Below are 21,656 nucleotides of genomic sequence, written 5' to 3'. Positions count from 1 at the left end.
TCAAAGATAGGAAGACTAGGAATATACTATGTCACGTTTTTTTATTGATCGCCCTATTTTTGCTTGGGTGATGGCTATTTTGGTCATGCTCATCGGGGTAATATCGGTTATTAACCTACCGATTGAGCAGTATCCACGCATTGCACCGCCAACCATTTCGGTGAGCGCAAGCTATCCTGGTGCGAACGCGCAGACCGTTGAAGATTCAGTGGTTCAGATTATCGAACAACGTATGAAAGGGCTTGATGGCTTGTTGTATATGTCATCATCGAGCTCGTCAAATGGTGGCGCATCTGTAACGCTTACCTTTGAAAACGGTACCGATCCTGATACCGCACAGGTACAGGTACAGAACAAACTGCAAGCCGCGATGAGCTCACTCCCTGAGTCCGTACAGCGTCAAGGCGTCAACGTCAATAAATCCTCTAGTAGCTTTTTAATGGTACAAGGGTTTATCTCTGAAGACGGCAGTATGGATAACAGCGATATTGCTGACTATATCAACTCAAACGTCGTTGACCAGCTCAGCCGTGTCGAAGGTGTTGGTGAAGTGCAGGTGTTTGGTTCAGCCTATGCCATGCGTATCTGGCTTGATCCTTCGCTGCTACGTAGTTATAACTTGGTGCCAGCTGATGTGGTCAATGCCGTACGTGCGCAAAACGCGCAGGTGTCTGCTGGCCAATTAGGACAAGCGCCTGCAGATACGGATCGACAGGTTATTAACGCCACGGTTACCGTGCAAAGCTATTTACAAACCCCTGAAGAATTTAAAAACATCTTATTAAAAACCGATACCTCTGGGGCAAAGGTTCGCCTAGGTGACGTTGCAAAAGTTGAAATCGGCAGTGAAAACTACAGTGTGACTGCGCTTTATAATGGGCAGAGTTCCGCTGGTCTCGGTATTTCCTTGGCGGGTGGTGCAAACGCGCTTGAAACTCGTGAAGCCGTTGGCGCTCGTATGGCGGAGCTTGAACAGAACTTCCCAAAAAATCTGACGACCGTTGTCCCTTATGACACCACGCCATTTGTACGTTTGTCTATTGAGCAAGTGGTCAAAACACTAATCGAAGCGATTGTTTTAGTCTTTATCGTCATGTTCATTTTCTTACAGAACTGGCGCGCGACCATTATTCCAACGCTTGCTGTACCCGTGGTATTACTAGGTACTTTTGCCGTCTTATATATTGCTGGCTTTAGTATCAACGTATTGACCATGTTTGCTTTAGTATTGTCCATTGGTCTACTGGTCGATGACGCCATCGTGGTCGTCGAAAACGTTGAGCGTATCTTGGAAGAAGACCCTCATATTTCCATTAAAGACGCGACCATACAATCGATGGGCGAGATTAGTAAAATCGTTGTCGGTATCGCCTTGATTCTATCGGCCGTTTTCGTACCGATGGCCTTCTTTGGTGGCTCAACCGGTGTCATTTATCGTCAGTTCTCCATTACCTTGATTACCGCCATGGTACTGTCAGCATTAGTGGCGCTTATCTTTACCCCTGCCCTATGTGTGACCTTGCTAAAACGTAGTAAGAGCCACGAGAAAGGATCTACTGAAGAGCAAAAAGGTTTCTTCGGTTGGTTTAACCGCTCTTTTTATAAAGTCAGCCGTAAGTATGAAAGTTCTGTCGGTAAAAGCTTTAAATTTAAGTGGTTATACTTAATCGGTTATGCCGCCATTATCGGCGTCATGGCCGTGGTATTCTTACGTATTCCGGGCTCGTTTTTACCCGAGGAAGACCAAGGTATTATGTTTACCTTAGTACAGCTTCCTGCTGGGGCGACGCTTGATGAAACGGAAGCGGTACTAGAAAAAGTCACCAACTACTATGAAACCCAAGAAAAAGACAACGTGGCGTCTGTGTTCTCTGTGGCAGGCTTCAGTTTCGCCGGTCAAGGTCAAAATATGGGTCTGGCTTTCGTACGTTTGACAGACTGGGCAGAGCGAAGCGGCGATGAAAATACCGCGCAAGCGGTCGCTGGTCGAGCGATGGGTTATTTCTTTACTCAGTTAAATGAAGCACAAGTCTTTGCAATTGTACCACCAGCTATTACCGAACTAGGTAATGCCAGTGGTTTTGATTTGATGATTCAAGATACAGGTAACGTCGGCCATGAAGGCTTACTCGAAGCACGTAATATGCTGCTCGGTATGGCTGCGCAAAACGATCAAGTAACGGGCGTGCGTCCAAACGGCCAAGAAGATGCGCCGCAGTTAAAAATTAATATCAATCAAGAACAAGCCGCTGCTTATGGACTGTCATTGGCTAATATTAATAGCGTGATTTCTACCGCTTGGGGTTCAAGCTATATCAATGACTTCGTTGACCGTGGTCGTATTAAGCGCGTGTTTGTCCAAGGCGAGCCAAGCAGTCGTACCAATCCTGATGATATCGGCAAATGGTATGTACGTAATGATGCCGGTGAAATGATTCCATTTGATGCGTTCTCAAGCAGTGAATGGCAATCAGGCTCACCGCGTCTGACCCGTTATAACAGCTTACCGTCAATGAATATCCAAGGTAGCGCCGCCCCTGGTCTTAGTACGGGTGAGGCGATGAGCTCGATGGAAGCGATGATGCAAAAGCTACCTGAAGGTATCGGCTACGAGTGGACAGGTATGTCACTTGAAGAGCAAAAGTCAGGTGCCCAAGCGCCGATGCTTTATGCCCTATCGATCTTGGTGGTATTCTTATGTCTCGCCGCTCTATATGAAAGCTGGTCTATCCCCTTCTCTGTACTATTGGTCATCCCGCTTGGGGTGCTAGGTGCGGTGATATTTACCTGGCTACGCGGCTTTAATAACGATATCTACTTGCAAGTTGGTCTACTAACGGTCGTTGGTCTATCAGCCAAAAACGCTATCTTGATTATTGAGTTTGCAAAAGAGCATCAAGAAGAAGGTAATACGCTAAAAGAAGCGGTTATGATAGCGGCGCGTCAACGTCTGCGTCCAATTATCATGACCTCACTTGCGTTTGGACTTGGTGTTGTGCCATTATTCATCGCCACAGGTCCGGGCTCAGGCAGTCAAAACGCCATTGGTACCAGCGTGGTAGGTGGTGTTGTCACCGCAACTATCTTAGGTATCTTCTTTATTCCAATGTTCTTTATTTGGGTACGTAGTTTATTCCCTTACAAATATGAGAATAATAAACCGAACGATAGAGATGATGGTAACGACGGCACACCTGGTCCGCAAAATCCAACACCTTCTGACCCAATGCCTTCTGATAGTTATCAGCCTGCAAGCTTTGGAGATAATATACAATGAGTGCTCAAAAAAACTTTACTTTAAACTCAGCAGCGGTAGTCTCTATAGCTACCACTGCCCAACCAGCGCTAGCAGTACTGCGTAAAAATGGCGGTCGCCTCATTGGCCTTACCGCCTTAGCGTTGAGCATGGCTGCTTGTAATACCATTCCAAAAGCGGATATGCGCCCTGTGCTTGCTGAACCAAACGTGCCTATCGAGCAAACCTATGGCGCGTTCGACAAAGAAACGGTCAGCAGCGCCAATCAGGCCAGTATCGCTGGGCAGCGCTGGCAGGAGTTTTACAGCGACGAGCGCTTAAAAGGTCTGATTGCGTTAGGTTTAGAGAACAACAAAGACTTTGAAAGTGCGCGTTTGGCCATTGAGAAAGCACGCGCGCAATATCAAATTACCGATCTCAATGACCTGCCTAGAATTGATGGTAGCGGTGGTTATACGCGCCAAGCGCAAAACAGAACGGATAAAAACCCTAACAGCTCATATAATGTCAATCTTGGCTTGGCCAACTATGAGTTAGATTTTTGGGGTAAAATCGCCAGCTTAAAAGAGCAGGCGTTACAGAACTTCTTAGCGACTACGGCAGCGAAAGACACTACCCAAATCAGCTTGATTAGTAATATAGCTCAAAGCTATGCCAATTTGAGCTATAGCCTTGCGCAGTTAAAACTGGCTGAAGCAACGGTCGAAAGCCGTGAGAAGTCTCTATTTATCGCTGATAAACGCTTTGAAGCTGGTATTGACCCTAAACTGCCGTCTTTGCAAGCCAGTGCGTCACTAGAGAATGCCAGACTTGCCGTTTTACAGGCGCAAAGCAGTATTTTAAGATCGCGTAATGCGCTGCAGTTTTTGGTCGGTGGACCCATTCCAACCAATCTTATTCCAGCGCCTGCAGTTAGCAATATCACAAGCCAGCAGATATTTAGCGCTGGCTTACCAAGTGAATTGCTGCGCTATCGCCCTGATGTATTGGAAGCAGAGTACAGTCTAAAAGCCGCTGGTGCCAATATCGAAGTAGCGCGAGCCTCTTACTTCCCATCTATTAGCTTAGCCAGTAGCGTGGGTGTGAGTAGTGGCAGTTTGGATGACCTATTCAAGAGTGGTTCGGTTGGCTGGTCATTTGGTCCAAGTATTAGCGTGCCTATTTTTGATGCGGGCCGTTTAGATGCCAATTATGATGTGGCGAAAATTGAGCGCGAACAGACGCTGGCAAACTACGAGCGCTCTATTCAAACCGCTTTCCGTGAAGTATCGGACGTCCTAGCGACACGCGCGACATTGGGCGACCAGTTGGCCGCGCAGTACCGTCTGCAAGACAACTTTGAACAAACGTATCAGATTGCCGATGCGCGCTTTAAAGCGGGTATTGCCAACTACCTAGATGTACTCGATGCGCAGCGTTCGCTATTCTCAACGCAGCAAGGTATCTTGGACTTAGAGCTACAAAAAATCATCAGCCAAATCGAGCTTTATCAAGTGCTAGGTGGCGGTGCTAATCTTGATGTGCCAACCGTCATTCCTGTACCGCATAAAAACTTAGTGCAATTGGTCAATCTACCGGCCAATAGCAATAAAGCCAAAGCGGTCGATGCTATCGAAGCTGCCAGCTCAGCTCGCGTGGCTTCTGCACAAGAAGCGCAAGCAATTAAGCAGGCACAGCCAATAGAGAAAGCAACTTTTAACCCAACGGCTGTTGTCGATGTCAATAATGATGGCAAGACAGACGCTGCTGTAGGCGTGGTCACTGAAAAAACCACTACGAAAGAGGCCAATGTTGAGCAAGTACCGGTCACGCAGATTAATGAGCGTTAAGTAGCTCTAAAGGTTGTGGGAAAATTTTCCTCACCTTGATAGTCGATATCTACAATCAGCCCTACCGACTTGGTAGGGCTTTTTGCTTTCGATAGTCACTATTGGTTATAGTAGTGCCAGTTATCGTACAACATTATACCAACGGCCTTTTTATTCTCTTAATGATACCAATCTTATAAAAACCAGTCTTTAAAACAGCTTGCTTAATAAAGCTTATAAATAACCATGCTTAAAATCAAATAAGGAAACCTCATGACTTATACTTTTAACCGTCAATTCCCTGAAACCCGCTTGCGTCGCTTGCGTTATAACGATAACGTCCGCGCGATGATTCGTGAAGTTGAGCTGCATCCTAAGCACTTTATCGCACCCGTATTTGTTTTAGAAGGCGAAAACAAGCGCGAAGCCATAGCTAGTATGCCCGGCGTTGAGCGCCTATCGATTGATCTGTTGATTAATTATGCCAAAGAATTATTAGCAGAGGGCGTCACCACTATCGATATCTTCCCTGTCATTGATAATTCATTAAAAACGCCTGATGGCAAATCGGCTTATGATGAAAATGGCTTAAGCGCGCGCGCCGTCAAAGCAGTCAAAGATGCCGTACCAGAAATGGTGGTAATGACTGATGTGGCGCTAGACCCTTATACCTCTCACGGTCAAGACGGTCTGCTCGATGACTCAGGCTATGTGGTCAATGATGAAACGGTCGAAGTCTTGGTCAAGCAAGCGCTTGTACATGCCCGTGCAGGCGCTGATATCATCTCGCCAAGTGATATGATGGATGGGCGTATCAAAGCTATGCGTGATGCCTTTGAAGCTGAAGGCTTTGTCAACACCGCTATCATGGCCTACTCTGCCAAATATGCTTCTGCTTACTACGGTCCGTTCCGTGATGCCGTTGGGAGTGCCGGCAACTTAAAAGGTGGGCATAAAAAGCAATATCAGATGGACTTTGGCAACCGCGCCGAAGCGCTGCACGAAGTTGCCATGGATATCAATGAGGGGGCTGATATGGTGATGATTAAACCGGGTCAGCCGTACTTAGACCTAATTCGTGAAGTTAAAAACACCTTTGGCGTACCAACCTTTGCGTATCAAGTGTCTGGTGAATACGCCATGCATATGGCTGCTATTCAAAACGGCTGGCTAACCGATGCGGTGATTTTGGAATCCTTGATTGGTTTCCGCCGTGCAGGCGCTGATGGGATTTTGACTTATTTTGCCCTAGAAGCGGCTCGTCAGTTGAATAACGCTTAATATAAATTAAATCGTTTTATACAAAGAACCGCGCCAGCTTATATACAAGCTAGCGCGGTTTTTTTTAGCTTAATTTAAAAAGCTCAATAAAAGCTAGAAACGTGCACGGTCATGAGGTTCGTTAAAATCAAGCACGGGACCGACAGGGATAATACGCGTGGGATTAATGTTGGCGTGACTGGTATAATAATGCGCCTTGATATGCTCGATACTGACCGTCTCGGCGATACCGGGCACCTGATATAAATCACGCAGATAACCCCAAAGATTGGGATAATCAACAATACGGCGGATATTACATTTAAAATGCCCAACATATACCGCATCGAACCGTACTAGCGTGGTAAATAAGCGCCAATCGGCCTCAGTAATCGTATCACCGAGCAAGTAACGTTGGTCAGCCAAACGTGCCTCTAACGTATCAAGCGCGTCAAATAGCGTCACTACCGCTTCTTTGTACGCAGCTTCGGTTGTGGCAAACCCTGCTTTATACACGCCGTTATTCACCGCTGAATACACGAATTCATTAATCGTATCGATTTCTGCGAGCAACGCTTTTGGTAAAAAATTAACGTCCGTCGCCCCTGCTTCATCAAAAGCAGAATTTAACATCCGAATGATTTCAGAGGATTCATTACTGACGATGGTATTGGTTTTTTTGTCCCATAATATTGGCACTGTGACGCGTCCGGTATAATCAGGCTTGGCAGCGACATATACTTCATATAAATAGCTGGCATTGACAATCGGATCGGCAATCACGCCAGCACCTTCTGCAAACGTCCAACCTTTATCGCCCATAAACGGATGCACAACAGACAGCGAAATCATATCTTCCAAGCCTTTGAGCTTGCGATAAATCGTGGTGCGGTGTGCCCAAGGACAGGCAAGCGAGACATATAAATGATAGCGATTGGCTTCGGCTTTAAAGCCACCCACGCCGGTTGGGCCTGCACTACCGTCCGCTGTTACCCAGTTTCTAAAACCAGCATCTTCGCGTACAAAGCGTCCACCGCTCGCCTCGGTGTCATACCATTTATCTTGCCATTGACCATCGACCAATAAGCCCATGTTTTGCTCCTAATTATTTTAGTTTTAAATGAATGGATACTAAAAACGACTGCTAGCAAACAATCAGCATTAAATAACTGTCATCGTTATTAGCTTTAAGAGTTATAGTAACATTTCTATGTTGCCTAGCCATTAAGCTTTGTTCGTCTCTCAAACAAAGCTTAATGGCTAGCAGGTCTGGCGGAACAACAATGAGCAAGCGTTGGTGCCACTATACTTTATCAAAGATTAAGATAATGTAAGTCTCTTCCAAACAGCATTAAATACCAGTTATTTTGAACTGAGCTATTATTAGTTTTACGGGGTATTGCCGCAGTTTGCATTTTAGAGGCCTTAATAAAGTAGATTACTAGATTAAACACCTCGACTACTCATACTATCAGTCATTTAAGATACTTTAGAATTTGATGGAATAGGATTTTATAGTGACCAGTGTTTTAGAGCTATTGCACACCATCCCGAATTGGCACTTGGCAGGCTTATTTGTCGCTGGCATGGTCGCTTTTATCATCTCTACGGTGTCTGGCGGCGGCGGGGCCATGCTATTGATACCTGTCACCTCTTCAATGATAGGAACAGCCGTTACGCCTCCCGTGATCAATTTGGCCACGCTTATTAGCAATGCCTCACGGCTCTATCTATTTTGGCATGACATTGATTGGTCCTTGACCAGATACTATGTTCCTAGTGCCATTGTAGGGGCATGGCTTGCCGCCTTGGTATTTAGTCGCTTGGATGCAGGGTGGATTCAGTTATTGGTTGGCGTATTTTTGGTATCGACCATTTTCCAATATAGGTTCGGTAAAGTCGATAAAACCTTTGATATGCCAAAATTCGGCTTTATACCTTTGGGTTTTGTCATTGCTTTTATGAGTACTTTGGTCGGTGGTCTCGGACCTATACTCAACCCTTTTTATATGAATGCTGGGCTAGAAAAAGAAAACCTGATTGCTACTAAAACTGCCAACTCCTTTTTTGTGGGTATCATGCAAATCGGCGGCTACGCTTTCTTTGGCGTATTCCCTGCCAGACTTTGGCTATATGGACTGGTACTAGGGTTAGGTGCGGTCGTCGGCAATATCATTGGTAAGCATTTTTTAGCGGGAATGACGATTAGTCAGTTTAGAATAATGCTACTCATACTCATGGTTATTAGTGGGCTGATAATGATAATAAGAAACGTCAATGTGCTGTTTTAATAAGTCATTTGGTTTTATTGACGGTCTATCATAATGATTAAATGATATTGATTTCATAACTAAATTTCCCTGCCAGTCCATATGACTCCCTATACTCGATAGGGTCACCCTCTAAATTTTTGGCAATACGGCATACTTTAACCAAACTTTCTTGTTTATTATTGCCTAAATAAGGGTCTATATGATTGGTTATAAAAAATAGCGTCTCGACGGCAGACGACACAAACTGACCACATTTTGTATAATAAAAAGGATAAAGAAGATTCTCAAAATCTTCAGGCGCCAAGTTTGCAAAGGCTTCGTAACAGTTTTTAGGAAGCCATATCTTTTCACTCAGTAAGACTTTATCTTCGACAATACGAACCCGCTCTATATAAATGAGCGCTTCATGTTCATCTATATCTAATTTTTGGTTAATATCATCAATCGCGTCTATCACTGAGATTTTTTTAATTATTCCCGTTGGCGTAACATAACCAGATTCTTTATCACGAAATTTAAAAAACCTTAATAATGAGCTATTAAAATCTGGACGCTTTAAAAACGTCCCTCTGCCCTGCTGTTTTATTAAAACCCCTTCCTCCACCAGTTTTTCAACCGCTTTACGCACGGTGCCTACCGATACCTGATATTTATCAGCAAACTCTTGCTCGCTAGGTAAAGGTGTGTTTTCATCCCACTTGCTCTCTGTCAGTAAGGTTTGTATGTGCCATCTTACCTGCTCATATCGTGGCATTTTAAAGTTTTTGAAATTGTCTATCATTGTTTCACCGTCATGGAAAATTTTTAATAACTCGATTTTTTTAAGCGACATTATTGCCGTAAAAGTAAGACTATTCTAATCGTTTTAATAGGTATTTTTGATCCGCTTGTTATTATCAACCTTATCTAATTCATATGAGTTTTTTTGCTATCATTCTACTTAATTAGAGGCGCTGCTAAGGCTTATTTGACTTATCGTTTATAAAGTTATTTTTCGATATTAGCGTACTGCTTTTTACTCTATAAAAGCTGCTATGGCTTTTTATAGAATTCATACCGTTAAAATCAAGGGGCAGTTGTGACACTTTATATTCTCGCAGCCATCGTAATATGCATTATTTTAGGCTATACCACCAAAATCAATATCGGCTTGTTTGCTATTGCGTTTTCGTATCTGATTGGTTGTTTCGGTATGGGTCTAAAGGCTTATGAGATTATTGAGCTATGGCCGCTAAAAATCTTCTTTGTTATTTTTGCTGTGACGCTTTTTTATAACTTCCCTCTCGCAAACGGTGCGTTAGAGAAATTATCGAATCATTTAATCTATAGGTGTCGTCATTTTCCAGCATTTTTGCCATTGATTATCTTTTTTGTTGCTACAGTTGTCGCAGGCTTAGGCGCAGGCTATTACACCGTTTTGGCGACAATGGCACCGATGATTCTGCTTTTGTCTAAACGTACCAATTTAAACATCGTTATTGCCACCTTATCTGTCAATTATGGCGCGCTCGCCGGTGCTAACTTTATTACCTCACAAAGCGGCGTTATCTTTAGAGAGCTGATGCGCGGCGCAGGCGTTGCCAATGATAATAGCTTTACTTATATTTTAGGGGTTTTCGCTGCTACTTTTGTCATACCTGTAATTCTCTTAGGTGGCTATAGCGTGTTCAATGCCAAAAATAGCAAAATCTCGATTGAAACGACAATGCCAGAGCCTTTTGATAGTAAGCAAAAACAATCTATTATGCTGATTTTTATCATGATGGCGACTGTACTGATTGTCCCTGTTTTAAATCTGCTCATGCCGCAAATATCAGCGATTGAGTTTTTGAACGCTCGGATCGATATTGGTTTTATCGCGGTTATTTTTGCTTTAATCAGCCTATTTTTAAAGTTAGGCGACGAAAGAGCAGTGATAGCACTCATACCTTGGAATACGCTTATTATGATTTGCGGTGTCGGTATGTTGATTCGCCTCGGTGTAGAGGTAGGGGTCATTTACGAGCTCACCGAATGGCTCAGTACCAACGTCCCTATCTGGTTGATACCGACGCTAGTCTTCGTTATCAGCGCAATCATGTCCGTATTTGCCAGTACACTTGGCGTCGTCGCCCCTACTTTGTTTCCTATAGTGTTACCCCTAGCCGTTGCCTCTGGCATAAGTCCTTTATTACTCTTTACCTGTATTGTTGTGGGCGCGCAAAGCTCATCACTGTCACCTTTTTCATCAGGTGGTAGTCTCATGTTAGGCGCCTCTCAAGTCGTTATAGAAAAAAATAAGCTCTTTACTGCTCTGTTATTCAAAGCTGTGCCCTTAGACATCTGTGTTGGGATAATAGCAATCTTAGTGATCCAACTTATCTTTTAATGCCTTATAAATAAGAGAAAGCTATAAAAGTGTTTGTTATTTATAACTGAAAGCTAAGCATAAGAATAATAGTCAATACCCTTATGCGTCTCTATAGTATAATAAAATTCATACAGACATACATATGTTTCTTGTCATTTACAAAATATTCTGTTACTTTTATACAGTGACAAAAAAACATATTTTGATGAAATGCAGAAACTTCGTTAGTCTGATCGTAGCTTCAAACATTAATAACGGGTTGCGCCGATCAGAATTCTATTGAAACTTTAGTACAAATATACACACAAGGAGTGTCGTGTGAAAAAACTTTCCTATCTGGCTCTTGGCCTATCTATTCTATCTTTGACTGCCTGTAACAACGCTAATGAAACGACCAGTACAGATGCAGCCGCGACAGATGGCTCAAGTGAGCTGACTGCTCCTTCACGTCCTGAATGTATCGCACCTGCCAAGCCAGGCGGCGGCTTCGACTTGACTTGTAAGCTTGCTCAAGCGGGTTTGAAAGACACTGGCATCTTAAAGGATCCTATGCGCGTGACTTATATGCCAGGCGGGGTTGGTGCGGTTGCTTATAACAAAATCGTTGCCAATGATCGTGATAATGGTGATGCCATTATTGCCTTCTCAACCGGCTCTATTCTTAATTTATCACAAGGTAAATTTGGTAAATTCACTGAAAAAGATGTGAAATGGCTAGCCGGTGTCGGCACAGATTATGGCGCTGTCGCCGTCAATGCGGATTCAGACATCAAAACTTTAGATGATTTGGTTAAGGTTCTAAAAACAAATCCAAAATCAGTCAGCTTCGGCGCGGGCGGTAGTGTCGGTGGTCAAGATTGGATGCAAACTGCCATATTGGCCAAAGCCGTTGGCGTCAATCCTAACGACATGACGTATGTGGCGATGGAAGGTGGCGGTGAAGCAATCACAGCGGTCATGGGTAATCACATCACCGCCGTTAGTGCTGGCATTGCCGAGCTTATGCCGCAAACCACTGCTGGCAAATTGCGCGTCCTAGCCGTATTTGCCGATGAAAGGTTGGATGGCACTATGAGCGATATTCCTACTGCTAAAGAGCAAGGCTATGATGTCACGTGGCCGGTCGTTCGTGGTTACTACATGGGTCCAGATGTGAGCCCAAGTGCTTATAACTGGTGGAAGGACGCCTTTGATAAGATGCTTGCCGATCCAAAATTTGCTGAGCTACGTGAACAGCAAGAATTATTGCCGTTCTCTATGACCGGTGAAGAGCTACAAGAGTATGTTTATAAGCGTACGGGCGAGCTTCGTGAGTTGTCTGCTGAATACGGTCTTGTTGAGGCTGAAGCCAAATAGTGAGCTTGGTGTTCAATCACGTTATTGATTGAATACTAAAGTTTAATCGTATTCTCAAAAGGCTGGCAGAAAATAGAGATGCCAGCCTTTTTGCCCTAACATTCTAGGAGTCCTATTATGACTATGGAACGTCTGTTTTCTGGGCTAATGGCACTGGTGAGCTTATTTTTGATATACCTAGCCATTGGCTATGTCGCCCCTATTGCCTACGATCCCATCGGCCCTCGCCCTTACCCGATTTTAATTTTTTCATTGCTGGCATTTGGCGCGCTAGTTGTTGCTTTTCGTCCAGCAAGCTTTACCAAGCCGATAGAATTAGGGCTCACCAAACCAATCATTAGAAACTTAGTACTTTGTGCGCTTGCGTTACTTGTCTATGGTTTGATTTTTGAGGTACTGGGCTTTATTGTTGCCACCATTCTGATGTCCTTTGCCGTAGGTTTACTATTTGCTGGCAACCCGCTTAAAAGCTTTATCTTTTCAGTGTTAATCAGTATTGGCTTATACGTCTTATTTGACATACTTTTGGATGTCAAATTACCACTTGGATTGTTATCAGGGATAATAGGATAGCCAGTATGGATACTTTTGATTTTTTGATGCATGGTTTCGCTATTGCATCTACCCCAGAGAACTTACTGATTGCACTTATCGGTGCTTTTTTGGGTACCATTGTCGGTATGTTGCCTGGACTTGGTCCTATTAACGGTGTGGCGATATTACTGCCTTTCGCCTTTGCTTTAGGATTACCACCAGAAAGTGCGCTCATCTTACTTGCCGCCGTCTATCTTGGTTGTGAATATGGTGGTCGTATCTCCGCCATTCTTATCAACGTACCAGGTGATGCTGGCGCTATTATGACGACGTTAGATGGTTATCCATTAGCCAAACAAGGCAAAGCTGGTATTGCACTGTCTTTATCCGCCGTTAGTTCCTTCATTGGTGCAACGATTGCCACGATCGGTGTGGTTTTATTTGCCCCGTTATTAGCCAAGTGGGCCATATCATTTGGGCCCGCCGAATATTTTGTATTGATGGTATTTGCTATTACGTGTCTAAGCGGTTTGGTCGGTGATCAACCGGTTAAAACTGGTATTGCCGCTCTAATCGGTCTTGGTTTGGCGACGGTTGGTGTCGATGCGGTTACAGGGATTTACCGCTTTACTTTTGATTCGGTCAATCTATCTGATGGCATCCAATTTACCACCATTGTAATTGGTTTTTTCAGTGTCAGTGAAATCTTAATCTTACTCGAAAAAACTACTACTGGACACAAGGTCATTGAGCAAGGTAAGCGTAGTTTATTAAACCTTAAAGAGTTTATGTTTACCTTGGGCGCGATGTTACGTAGTGGTTTAATGGGCTTTGTCGTTGGTATCTTGCCAGGTGCAGGGGCTACTATTGCAAGCGCCATGACTTATGCCAGTGAACGCAAAATCGCTGGTGATAAAGGTACGTTTGGCGACGGTGATCTGCGCGGTGTTGCATCGCCAGAGGCAGCGAATAATGCCTCAGCTTGTGGCTCGTTTGTGCCTATGCTGACTTTAGGTGTGCCAGGTTCAGGTACCACAGCGGTCATGATGGGCGCATTGACTCTATATAACATCACACCAGGTCCGCAGTTATTTACCGAGCAGCCTGATATCGTTTGGGGTCTGATTGCCTCTTTATTTATCTGTAACGTTATTTTGCTGGTAATGAATATTCCATTGGTTGGCTTATTTGCAAAATTGCTAAACGTGCCAAATTATATCTTAGTACCAGCAATTGCTGCGGTCAGCTTTGTTGGCGTATACTCGATTCATAGTACGACTTTTGATCTGGTCTTTATGGTCGCACTCGGGGTGTTCGGTTATTTCTTACGTAAGTTAAACTTCCCATTATCAGCGCTTATTTTAGGTTATGTTTTGGGCGAGCTGATGGAATCTAACTTAAGACGCGCGCTATCTATTTCTCAAGGTGAGCTAAGTATTCTGTGGGGCAGCCCTATCACTATGGTGTTATGGTTATTGGCTATTTTAATGGTGTTTATGCCAGTGTTGCGAAGTATCTATCGTAGAAAATTTAAGCCTGCTGTTTAGTTTTTAGCGATTCTGTTTTTGAAACACTCTGCTGTGGTGGTTGTACTTTAAGTATGATCACCATTTTTTTATGAAAATTAGCGTCTATCGTCTAATTTTCCTACAAAAAACATAACCATTGCATTAGCTAATGTCGTCTTTTTGAATCGTGCGGAGCTGATTATCTAACTGTGTTTATAAAATGTTTGGTGCAGATATTTCCTGCTACAACGCTTGTAAAACGGGCATAAAAAAAGCCCCAATCATCAAGATTGGGGCTTTCGAATCTGGTAGGCGTAACTAGATTCGAACTAGCGACCTCTACCATGTCAAGGTTGGTCGACTAAATAATATAATACGATATTATCTTACATATACTTATTCTATTGACCTACAGCCACAATACAATTATAAAATAACTAAGTCATTCGTTGTAAAATAAAGTTTAACACATTTTTAGGCACCGTTTTTTTTAGTCTTTTTACCTCCACTCCATCGCCAGTTAAGACTATTCCTTGTAAAAAATATCTTTGTTTAGCTTATTATTTAGGCTGCTCTACTGTTATTTGTATTCGTATACTGAATCGCCTTGGGATTCTCGGAGACTCAAAATTCCGAGAGAATACGACAATGCAAAGATAAACTCATACTCCTGAAATTAAAGATCGAGCCGTTCGCATATTGATGAAAGCAACATAAGACTATCCCTCCACTTAGTCAGCTGACAAGAGCTTATGCTTACTTGAAGAAGGAAAACAGTATTGCCCAAGAAAATTAATATTCTCGAGAATTCCAAGTTAGTCAGACTCTCCTGACAGCGGGCGACTGTTGAAGGGCTACAGTTGGCGTATCGTGCCGCTCATGATACCAAATGACATGCTGTTTCATTTGGGTCAGAGATTCTATTACACCAACAAAATATTCGCTGAATTCGTGCAATTTATGATGGTATGACACAAAGTATGGCAGAGGCGGCAACTATTGGAGCAACATCCCAACTGATACTTCATTTATAAGCTTTAAAGCATAATAGATGCCAAATGGTGATTTTGGAAGTATGTTGCGTCTAAAATTGTCTTTATTGATTACGAATAGAGCCATTAACAAACCGTCAGACCGCACCGTGTTAACGACTATTTGTCATTACCTAAAGAAGAGAAACGGTAATTCAATTTAACACTGATAATAAATCAAGGTTTGTTGATCTTGGTAGCATCAATCTTTGGTGACCACGGCAGTTTAGAATTTTGCCACCCATTTATTATACGAAATCCCTTCATGACACCTTCCTTTACTGCACTACCTTGAAAACCATGATCGATATACTTCATGTTTGAAAAGCCTTGAGTGAGCAGGTAATCGGCGCTAGACTTGCCACATTCAGAGCCTGAGCGACACATGGTCACTATCAGAGCATCTTTATCAAGACCTTTAGCCTTAAGAGCCTTTTCAACTTCGCTAGCAAAATTCGGATTGCTCTGCATCATAAAAATAGCCTTATCTTCATTAACCTGCTTGCGATCTACCAGCTTGAAGGGAATATTGATATTCACAGCATCGGTAGACCCGATAAACATAATTTCCACAGGATCTCTGATATCAATGAACAACATCTAGTCAGGATTTTTTTGTACGAGATTTCAAACAGATTATGGGGTTACTGATAGGGCATCTTCCGCAATAGCAGGAGCAATAAAACCGAGCTTACTGTGGTATATCGCTCTTTTGATCGGACAGGCTTTTGGATGTTCCAAGGTCTTTTTTTTGACTGATACCAAGACGCTTTAAAGCATTAAAGATATCTGTCTTACTACAGTTCAAGCGACGAGCTCTTTCATAGTTATAATCATCTGGGTATCTTTTTACGTCTTCAATCAATGCGTCATCAGGTATTTTAGTTGGGGCTTTATTTCTGGTTGTTTTAGGAGCTAAATTCTTCTGCCAGCTGTGAATGGTGCTGGTGCTAAGTCCATAAAATAGCGCAGCTTCTCTTATGGTCATACCATCAGCGTTACTAGAAAGTACCTGTTTGCGATAGTCGATTGAATAAGTCATCGTTTATTTTATTAATTAAGATTGTTATAAATATTGTATCGGTTTTATTTGGATTAGAATATGTTTAGAAACTTTATAATCCTCTAGAAAATAAATTATATTTATAATAAAAAATCATACTTTAGTTTATTATATATAAATTTAAATTTACTATAGAAAAGGATTGGTTTTTATCTAGATTAGTACAATTTTCTCTATTAATAATCTTGATATCTGAATATTCAAAAAACCTCATCGCTATTAACAAAATAAAAAACGCTTCCCTTTTGGAAGCGTTTTGAATACAGCATATGATTTGATACCAATAACGATTAGATAATATTTTGCATATCTGTGCCGATATCATTTGGTAAGCTTGAATAATTGCTTGGCTGCCAAGCATCATATAGCGCTGCTTGATTATCTGTCGCAGATTGCTGGCTTCCCTGCAAACCATCTACTGCTGAGCCCTCAGTATTGGTGCTCATACTTTGCACCTCTATAGTTTCGTTTTCGAAGATATCTGACAAACCGATAGAAGTCTCTGAATCCATCATCATGGCTTTAGAGCCCTCGCTAGCGTCGATAGATAAGCCATTAAGCGCATCGAGATTAAATTCAGCGATACCAGCAGCGCCAGCCTCCCACTCTATACTACCCAACAACTCATCTAAGTCGGTCGCCGTCACTTCTAACAGCCCCTCAAACTCAGCGTTGCCGTTGCGGTCGACCATGAGGACACCATTTTCATAGGTCAGGTAGTCACCGATATTTGCTGCCGTTTGGTTGCCATCGAGCAGTCCTGTCACATCGATCGTATCGCCTTGAACAGCGCTAAAGTCATTCCAAGTATCCAGACCGTTATTACCATTGCCGCCGTTTTCTGTCCCTAGATTACCAAAGACTAAAGTATCAGCGCCTTCGCCCATGATGAAGCTATCATTAGCGGCGGAGCTGATGGCAACATCATCATAAATAGAGGCCGTAATGTTTTTGCCAACATTGATCTCTAAGGTTGCAGTCTCTTTGACACCTGTCACAGAATTAGTCTCATAAGTAAAGCGCTCAATCCCAAAGCTTTCACCATTTGGCAAATAGCTATAACTACCATCTTTAGAGACAGTCAAAGTGCCATACAGGCCTTTGATATCAATCGATTGTGCACCTTGATTAGGGTCGCTAATGAAGACTGACTTACTGTCAACTTTTAGCTCGGTAATGTTATCTATGCCTTGGTCATTATCGTTACCAGCAATCAAAGAGCCACTGATAGCCATCACATCACTAGCGGTATAATCCGCTGAATGAATGACTGTGGTGTCAAAACCGATACTCTGCAAGTTACCTTTGTTTGTCGTAATGGTCAGCTCATAATTGCCTGCAGGCAAATCAGGTAATGAGTCGCTCAAGGATGCTCCTGCCTTTGTCCCTTCCACTGAGCCCACAAAGCTCTGACCAGTTGTGGTATTTAGCAAAGTATAGGTAATGGTGACATTATCACCAAAAGCGATATTAGTAGATCTGGCAGTCGCTTCTATGATAACCGGAGCGGCGGCATCATGTTCAGCGATCTCAAACTCTTTAGTGTAAGACTTGCCATAATTACCTACTTTATCTGGCTCATTAAAGTTGATGTTGGTGACGGTATTTTGCATTTGTACTGCCACTTCATTAAAATCATCAACCGCCGTATGCGTGCTAATCTTGATGTTTAAGGTTTCGACAGCCGCATTACCATTTGCGTCCTTAGTCACCAGTCTAAATGAGTCGACCTCGCCATAGGGCGGCTGCCAGTTAGGATCACTAGCGTTGTTGTTTACGCTATAGGTGTACTCGCCATTGGCATCGATGACTAGCTGCCCGTACTTGCCCTGATAAGTCATAGGAGCGTTTGAGGTGACCGCCTCTTCGCCTACTTTGAGTATCACAGTACCCACATCAGGAGTGGCATCTCCTGTGATCTCACCTGTAAATTTCGAGGGCTGGTCATAATCATAGATGGTGTCATGATCCACATACAGACCATTGCCGCTGAGCACTCCCACGCCGCCTGCGGTCAATAACACAGCCTTATAGTCACCTTCACCAAACTGCAAAGTCAACGGGTCTGACCTACCACCAAGTAATGGCGCATTAAACCAGTTTTTTTCAAAGTGAACTTGCTCATACTGTCCAGTATCTTCGTTGAGCTTATAAACTGCCATGCTATAGGTTTTTGCAATCTCTACGCCGCCTGCGCTACCATGCAAGGTAAGCTCACGCACCTGATTGTCACCCACGCTAAACTCAAGTGGCGGCTTACCGCCTAGTAGCTCAAGATCTAGGACGGACGATGAGCCAAAACTCAAATCCAAAACCCCAAAGCCGACAGCGTCTTTAATCTCAGAGTTCTCTGTGTCTAAGATGACCGTTGGCTCTGCATCGACCACAAGATTCTCATCGATCTTAACTTGTTTATCGGCGGGGAGGATGTTTAACTCAATGGTGAGATCTGCAGAGTCGGTATTACCATCAGGCGACGCAATGGTATAAGTAAAGCGCTCCTCACTGCCATAAGGCCCGCGGAAGTCTTCATTGACACTATACTCATAGCTGCCATCAGGCGCTATGGTCAAGGTGCCATATTGTCCTTGAATCGTTGTCTCGCCTGATTCAAGGGCTTGTGTGCCAGTAGATGAGGTGATGGAGGTCACCGTGGTACCAATTGGTAGCTCATCGTAACTAAAGCTCGCATCATCATCCGCTAAGAGGTCTCCTGTCACTGAGCCGCTAACCGCTGTTGCTTCGGAGTAGTCTAAAACAACATCTTTTTCAAATTGTAGCGTATAACCCGTCAATGCTGAGATACCTTCATTACCAGACATGACAAACAGCCACTGGCCTTCATCCAAGCTAAAGTCAGCCGGTTCAGACACGCCGCCTAGCAGATAAGACACTACCCAGTTTTCTTTGACTGCCTGTAGCTCCCACTCACCGGTAGACTCATTGAGTTTGTATAAATTCAGATTCATGGTGCCTGCGACCTGTACACCGCCTGCATTGCCCTTGACAGTCACTTCACGGACTTGATCCTCACCCACCTCGAGTACCACTGAGTTGTCAACGACATCAGCGACCACACCTGCGCCTAATACAGGACCTAAGCTTGCACCGACAAGAGTAAACCCTGTTTTATTCAAATCTGATGGTGTGTCGTTTACTATTTCTAATGGCGTAGCATCGAGCTGAAAATCGACAAAATTATCAGCGGCGGCGATGATCTCATCTGTATTGACAGCATAGTCTTTGGTGGTAGTGACAATGCCTGTATTGCCTGCTTCATCCGTTGCGCTAATACTGACCTCAATAGTGTTATCAGCATCTGCCACAAGCTCAGCGCCGGGCACTTCGATACTAAAGCTGCCAGCGAAATCTACAGCGCCTGCATATTCAATACCATTGACCGTTATCGTCAAGGCATCGCCCTCACTATAATCACCCGTCACGCTGCCCGTAACCGCGATATTGCCCTCAGCCTCGATAGCATTAATAACGTTGTCAGCGGTCACGTCGTCAACGACAATATCGGTCGTCGTATCATCGGGAGCGGCGGTATCAATGGTGATCGTGGCGCTAGCCGTATCAGAGCCAGAGGTCGCTGTTAGAGTCTCTACGCCCTCTCCCATAGCAGGCACTTGCGCTGAATCAATAGTAATACTCCATCTATTATCGGGACCCACAACCACAGTATCAATCAGAGCGCCTGTTTGGTTGGTCAATGTGATGGTGTCACCTGCCGCACCTGTACCTGTGACATCAAAACCAGTACCTGCTTCGTCAGCATTGACAAGGTTATCACCTGCGATTGGAGTGGTAATGGTCAACGCCGTCGCTGGCACGATGGTAATGTCGGCGGTCTCAGAGCTTACGTTACCTGCTGGGTCTGTGGCGGTGATGGTCAATGACTCTGCCCCCTCTCCCATGGCATCAATGTCTGTTTGCGTGACCGGAATGGACCATTGGCCATTGGCTGCAACCACAACGGTACCAACCAAGGCGCCCGCTGCATTGGTTAAAGCAATCGTATCGCCTGCCGTGCCAGTACCAGTGATATCAAAACCAGTAGCCGCCTCATCAGCATTGACGACGTTATCACCTGCAATGGGGGTGTCGATAGTAAGCTCAGCCGCTGTATCTACCGTAAAGTCAAAGGGATCACTCGGCGCACTGCTGTTCCCTGCTTGGTCTGTGACGGTAGCTACGATACTATAACCACCATCTTCAGTGATGCCATTTAGGTCATTGGGCATCGTAACTTCTGAGAGTCCAGTTGTCGCTTCAGTATCAGTGACAACGTGAGTAATTTGTATTGGTGTACCACCCACTGGGGTCACGGTTAAAGTAATGATATCCCCTTCTAGGGTACCTGTCGGCAACGTAACTTCGGTTTGAATGCCGTCGGCAATCTCGTCAGCATTAACACCGTTCTCAGCTTCTGCTATGGCTATGACTGGAGCAACTTGGGTGGCGCCGTCTTGTTCACCTGGGGCGGTGGTGTCGACAGTAACGTTGACCACAGGTCCACTGCCACTTACGTTTCCTGCTGCATCCTTTAGGTTATAACTCAGATCATGTGCGCCATCTGTTAAGGCGTTGTTCGGTGTCAATGTGAGGCTGCCATCAGCGTTGTCTACGATGGTTGCTTCGACCACTTCACCATCGATGATCAACTGCGCCGTTTCGTCAGCGCCTAATGTACCAGCAGGAATCGTAATACTTGGGGTGTTGTCATTAGTGACACCATCTGCTGGAATGATTTCTGGCGGCTCTAAAACATCGCCACTACCGTCATTGGCGACGTTATCTGTAATGGTGAAGTCATTTATTGGGGCGTCAGGGGCTTCGGTATCCACCACACCCACATTCTTGTTTAAGGGTTGTGACTCATTACCCGCCGCATCTTTGATAGTGGCGGTGATGTTAAGCGACTCACCCTCAGCAGGTGCAGGTACTTTGACGGTGATTTCTTTTGCGCTGATGTCATCAGGCGTTAAGGCCTGGTCTTGACCATTGACGATGACGGTGTCGCCTGCAATGGCGTTGTCTGGTAGGCCGATAATAGCGTCTACGTTGCCATCTACATCAATCTCTTCTTCGTTAAGGAAGCCGTCATCATTACCAACGATGATACTGGTTGGGGCGTTTGGGGCAGTTAAGTCTGGGGCAATGGAACTGGTTGGATCAGAAGTATTTCCTGCCTCGTCTGTCAAGGTAACGTCT

At 44.1% G+C, this 21,656-nt stretch carries 13 protein-coding genes; 8 read left to right on the top strand and 5 right to left on the bottom strand.

What is annotated here, in order from left to right:
- Positions 1-28 precede the first annotated feature (28 nt).
- The 3 genes from JFC07_RS07025 to hemB all read left to right on the top strand — a co-directional run bounded on the left by JFC07_RS07025 (position 29) and on the right by hemB (position 6,345).
- A complete protein-coding gene (locus JFC07_RS07025) occupies positions 29-3,277 on the top strand; it encodes an efflux RND transporter permease subunit (RefSeq protein ID WP_198328734.1) in 3,249 nt (1,082 codons plus the stop codon).
- Entirely contained in the window at positions 3,274-5,085 is a 1,812-nt protein-coding gene (locus JFC07_RS07020) for an efflux transporter outer membrane subunit (RefSeq protein ID WP_198328733.1), read from the top strand. The genes JFC07_RS07025 and JFC07_RS07020 overlap by 4 nt, the downstream gene beginning before the upstream one ends.
- Positions 5,086-5,337: 252 nt before the next feature.
- Positions 5,338-6,345: a porphobilinogen synthase gene (hemB, locus tag JFC07_RS07015; RefSeq protein WP_102076928.1), complete on the top strand. Its 1,008-nt coding sequence runs from the start codon at positions 5,338-5,340 to the stop codon at positions 6,343-6,345.
- A 93-nt stretch (positions 6,346-6,438) separates the two neighbouring features.
- On the opposite strand, the gene JFC07_RS07010 is transcribed toward hemB, so the two are convergent.
- Positions 6,439-7,416, bottom strand: coding sequence for a glutathione S-transferase family protein (locus tag JFC07_RS07010; protein ID WP_198328732.1), 978 nt, complete (start codon positions 7,414-7,416; stop codon positions 6,439-6,441).
- A gap of 425 nt (positions 7,417-7,841) precedes the next feature.
- Between JFC07_RS07010 and JFC07_RS07005 the strand changes: the two genes are divergently transcribed.
- Positions 7,842-8,615, top strand: coding sequence for a sulfite exporter TauE/SafE family protein (locus JFC07_RS07005; protein WP_180952535.1), 774 nt, complete (start codon positions 7,842-7,844; stop codon positions 8,613-8,615).
- Between the two features lie 37 nt (positions 8,616-8,652).
- Here JFC07_RS07005 and JFC07_RS07000 read toward each other — a convergent pair whose 3' ends face one another.
- The gene (locus tag JFC07_RS07000; RefSeq protein WP_068406079.1) at positions 8,653-9,378 is read right to left on the bottom strand and encodes a GntR family transcriptional regulator; all 726 of its coding nucleotides are present in this window, start codon (positions 9,376-9,378) and stop codon (positions 8,653-8,655) included.
- Between the two features lie 297 nt (positions 9,379-9,675).
- On the opposite strand from JFC07_RS07000, the gene JFC07_RS06995 reads away from it, so the two are divergent.
- The 4 genes from JFC07_RS06995 (at position 9,676) to JFC07_RS06980 (ending at position 14,384) form a co-directional block, all read left to right on the top strand.
- On the top strand, positions 9,676-10,965 hold the full coding sequence (locus JFC07_RS06995) for an SLC13 family permease (RefSeq protein WP_198328731.1): 1,290 nt from the start codon (positions 9,676-9,678) through the stop codon (positions 10,963-10,965).
- Positions 10,966-11,265: 300 nt separating this feature from the next.
- Positions 11,266-12,303, top strand: a complete 1,038-nt coding sequence (locus JFC07_RS06990; protein WP_068406035.1) for a Bug family tripartite tricarboxylate transporter substrate binding protein — start codon at positions 11,266-11,268, stop codon at positions 12,301-12,303.
- A gap of 117 nt (positions 12,304-12,420) precedes the next feature.
- Positions 12,421-12,876 carry a tripartite tricarboxylate transporter TctB family protein gene (locus JFC07_RS06985; protein WP_068406033.1) on the top strand — a complete coding sequence of 152 codons (456 nt, stop codon included), beginning with the start codon at positions 12,421-12,423 and terminating at the stop codon, positions 12,874-12,876.
- Positions 12,877-12,881: 5 nt separating this feature from the next.
- Positions 12,882-14,384, top strand: coding sequence for a tripartite tricarboxylate transporter permease (locus tag JFC07_RS06980; protein ID WP_068406030.1), 1,503 nt, complete (start codon positions 12,882-12,884; stop codon positions 14,382-14,384).
- 1,169 nt (positions 14,385-15,553) lie between these two features.
- Here the strand turns inward: JFC07_RS06980 and JFC07_RS06975 are convergent.
- From JFC07_RS06975 to JFC07_RS06965, 3 genes are all read right to left on the bottom strand, one after another.
- A complete protein-coding gene (locus tag JFC07_RS06975; protein WP_227678270.1) occupies positions 15,554-15,976 on the bottom strand; it encodes a rhodanese-like domain-containing protein in 423 nt (140 codons plus the stop codon).
- Between the two features lie 91 nt (positions 15,977-16,067).
- A complete protein-coding gene (locus tag JFC07_RS06970) occupies positions 16,068-16,418 on the bottom strand; it encodes an IS630 transposase-related protein (RefSeq protein WP_198328729.1) in 351 nt (116 codons plus the stop codon).
- 311 nt (positions 16,419-16,729) lie between these two features.
- Positions 16,730-21,656: BapA/Bap/LapF family large adhesin (locus JFC07_RS06965; protein WP_198328728.1), on the bottom strand; the 4,927-nt coding region annotated here is incomplete at its 5' end.

It is taken from the genome of Psychrobacter faecalis (assembly GCF_016107575.1).
Taxonomy (GTDB): domain Bacteria; phylum Pseudomonadota; class Gammaproteobacteria; order Pseudomonadales; family Moraxellaceae; genus Psychrobacter; species Psychrobacter faecalis.
This window is presented reverse-complemented; position numbering and strand designations above follow the sequence as displayed.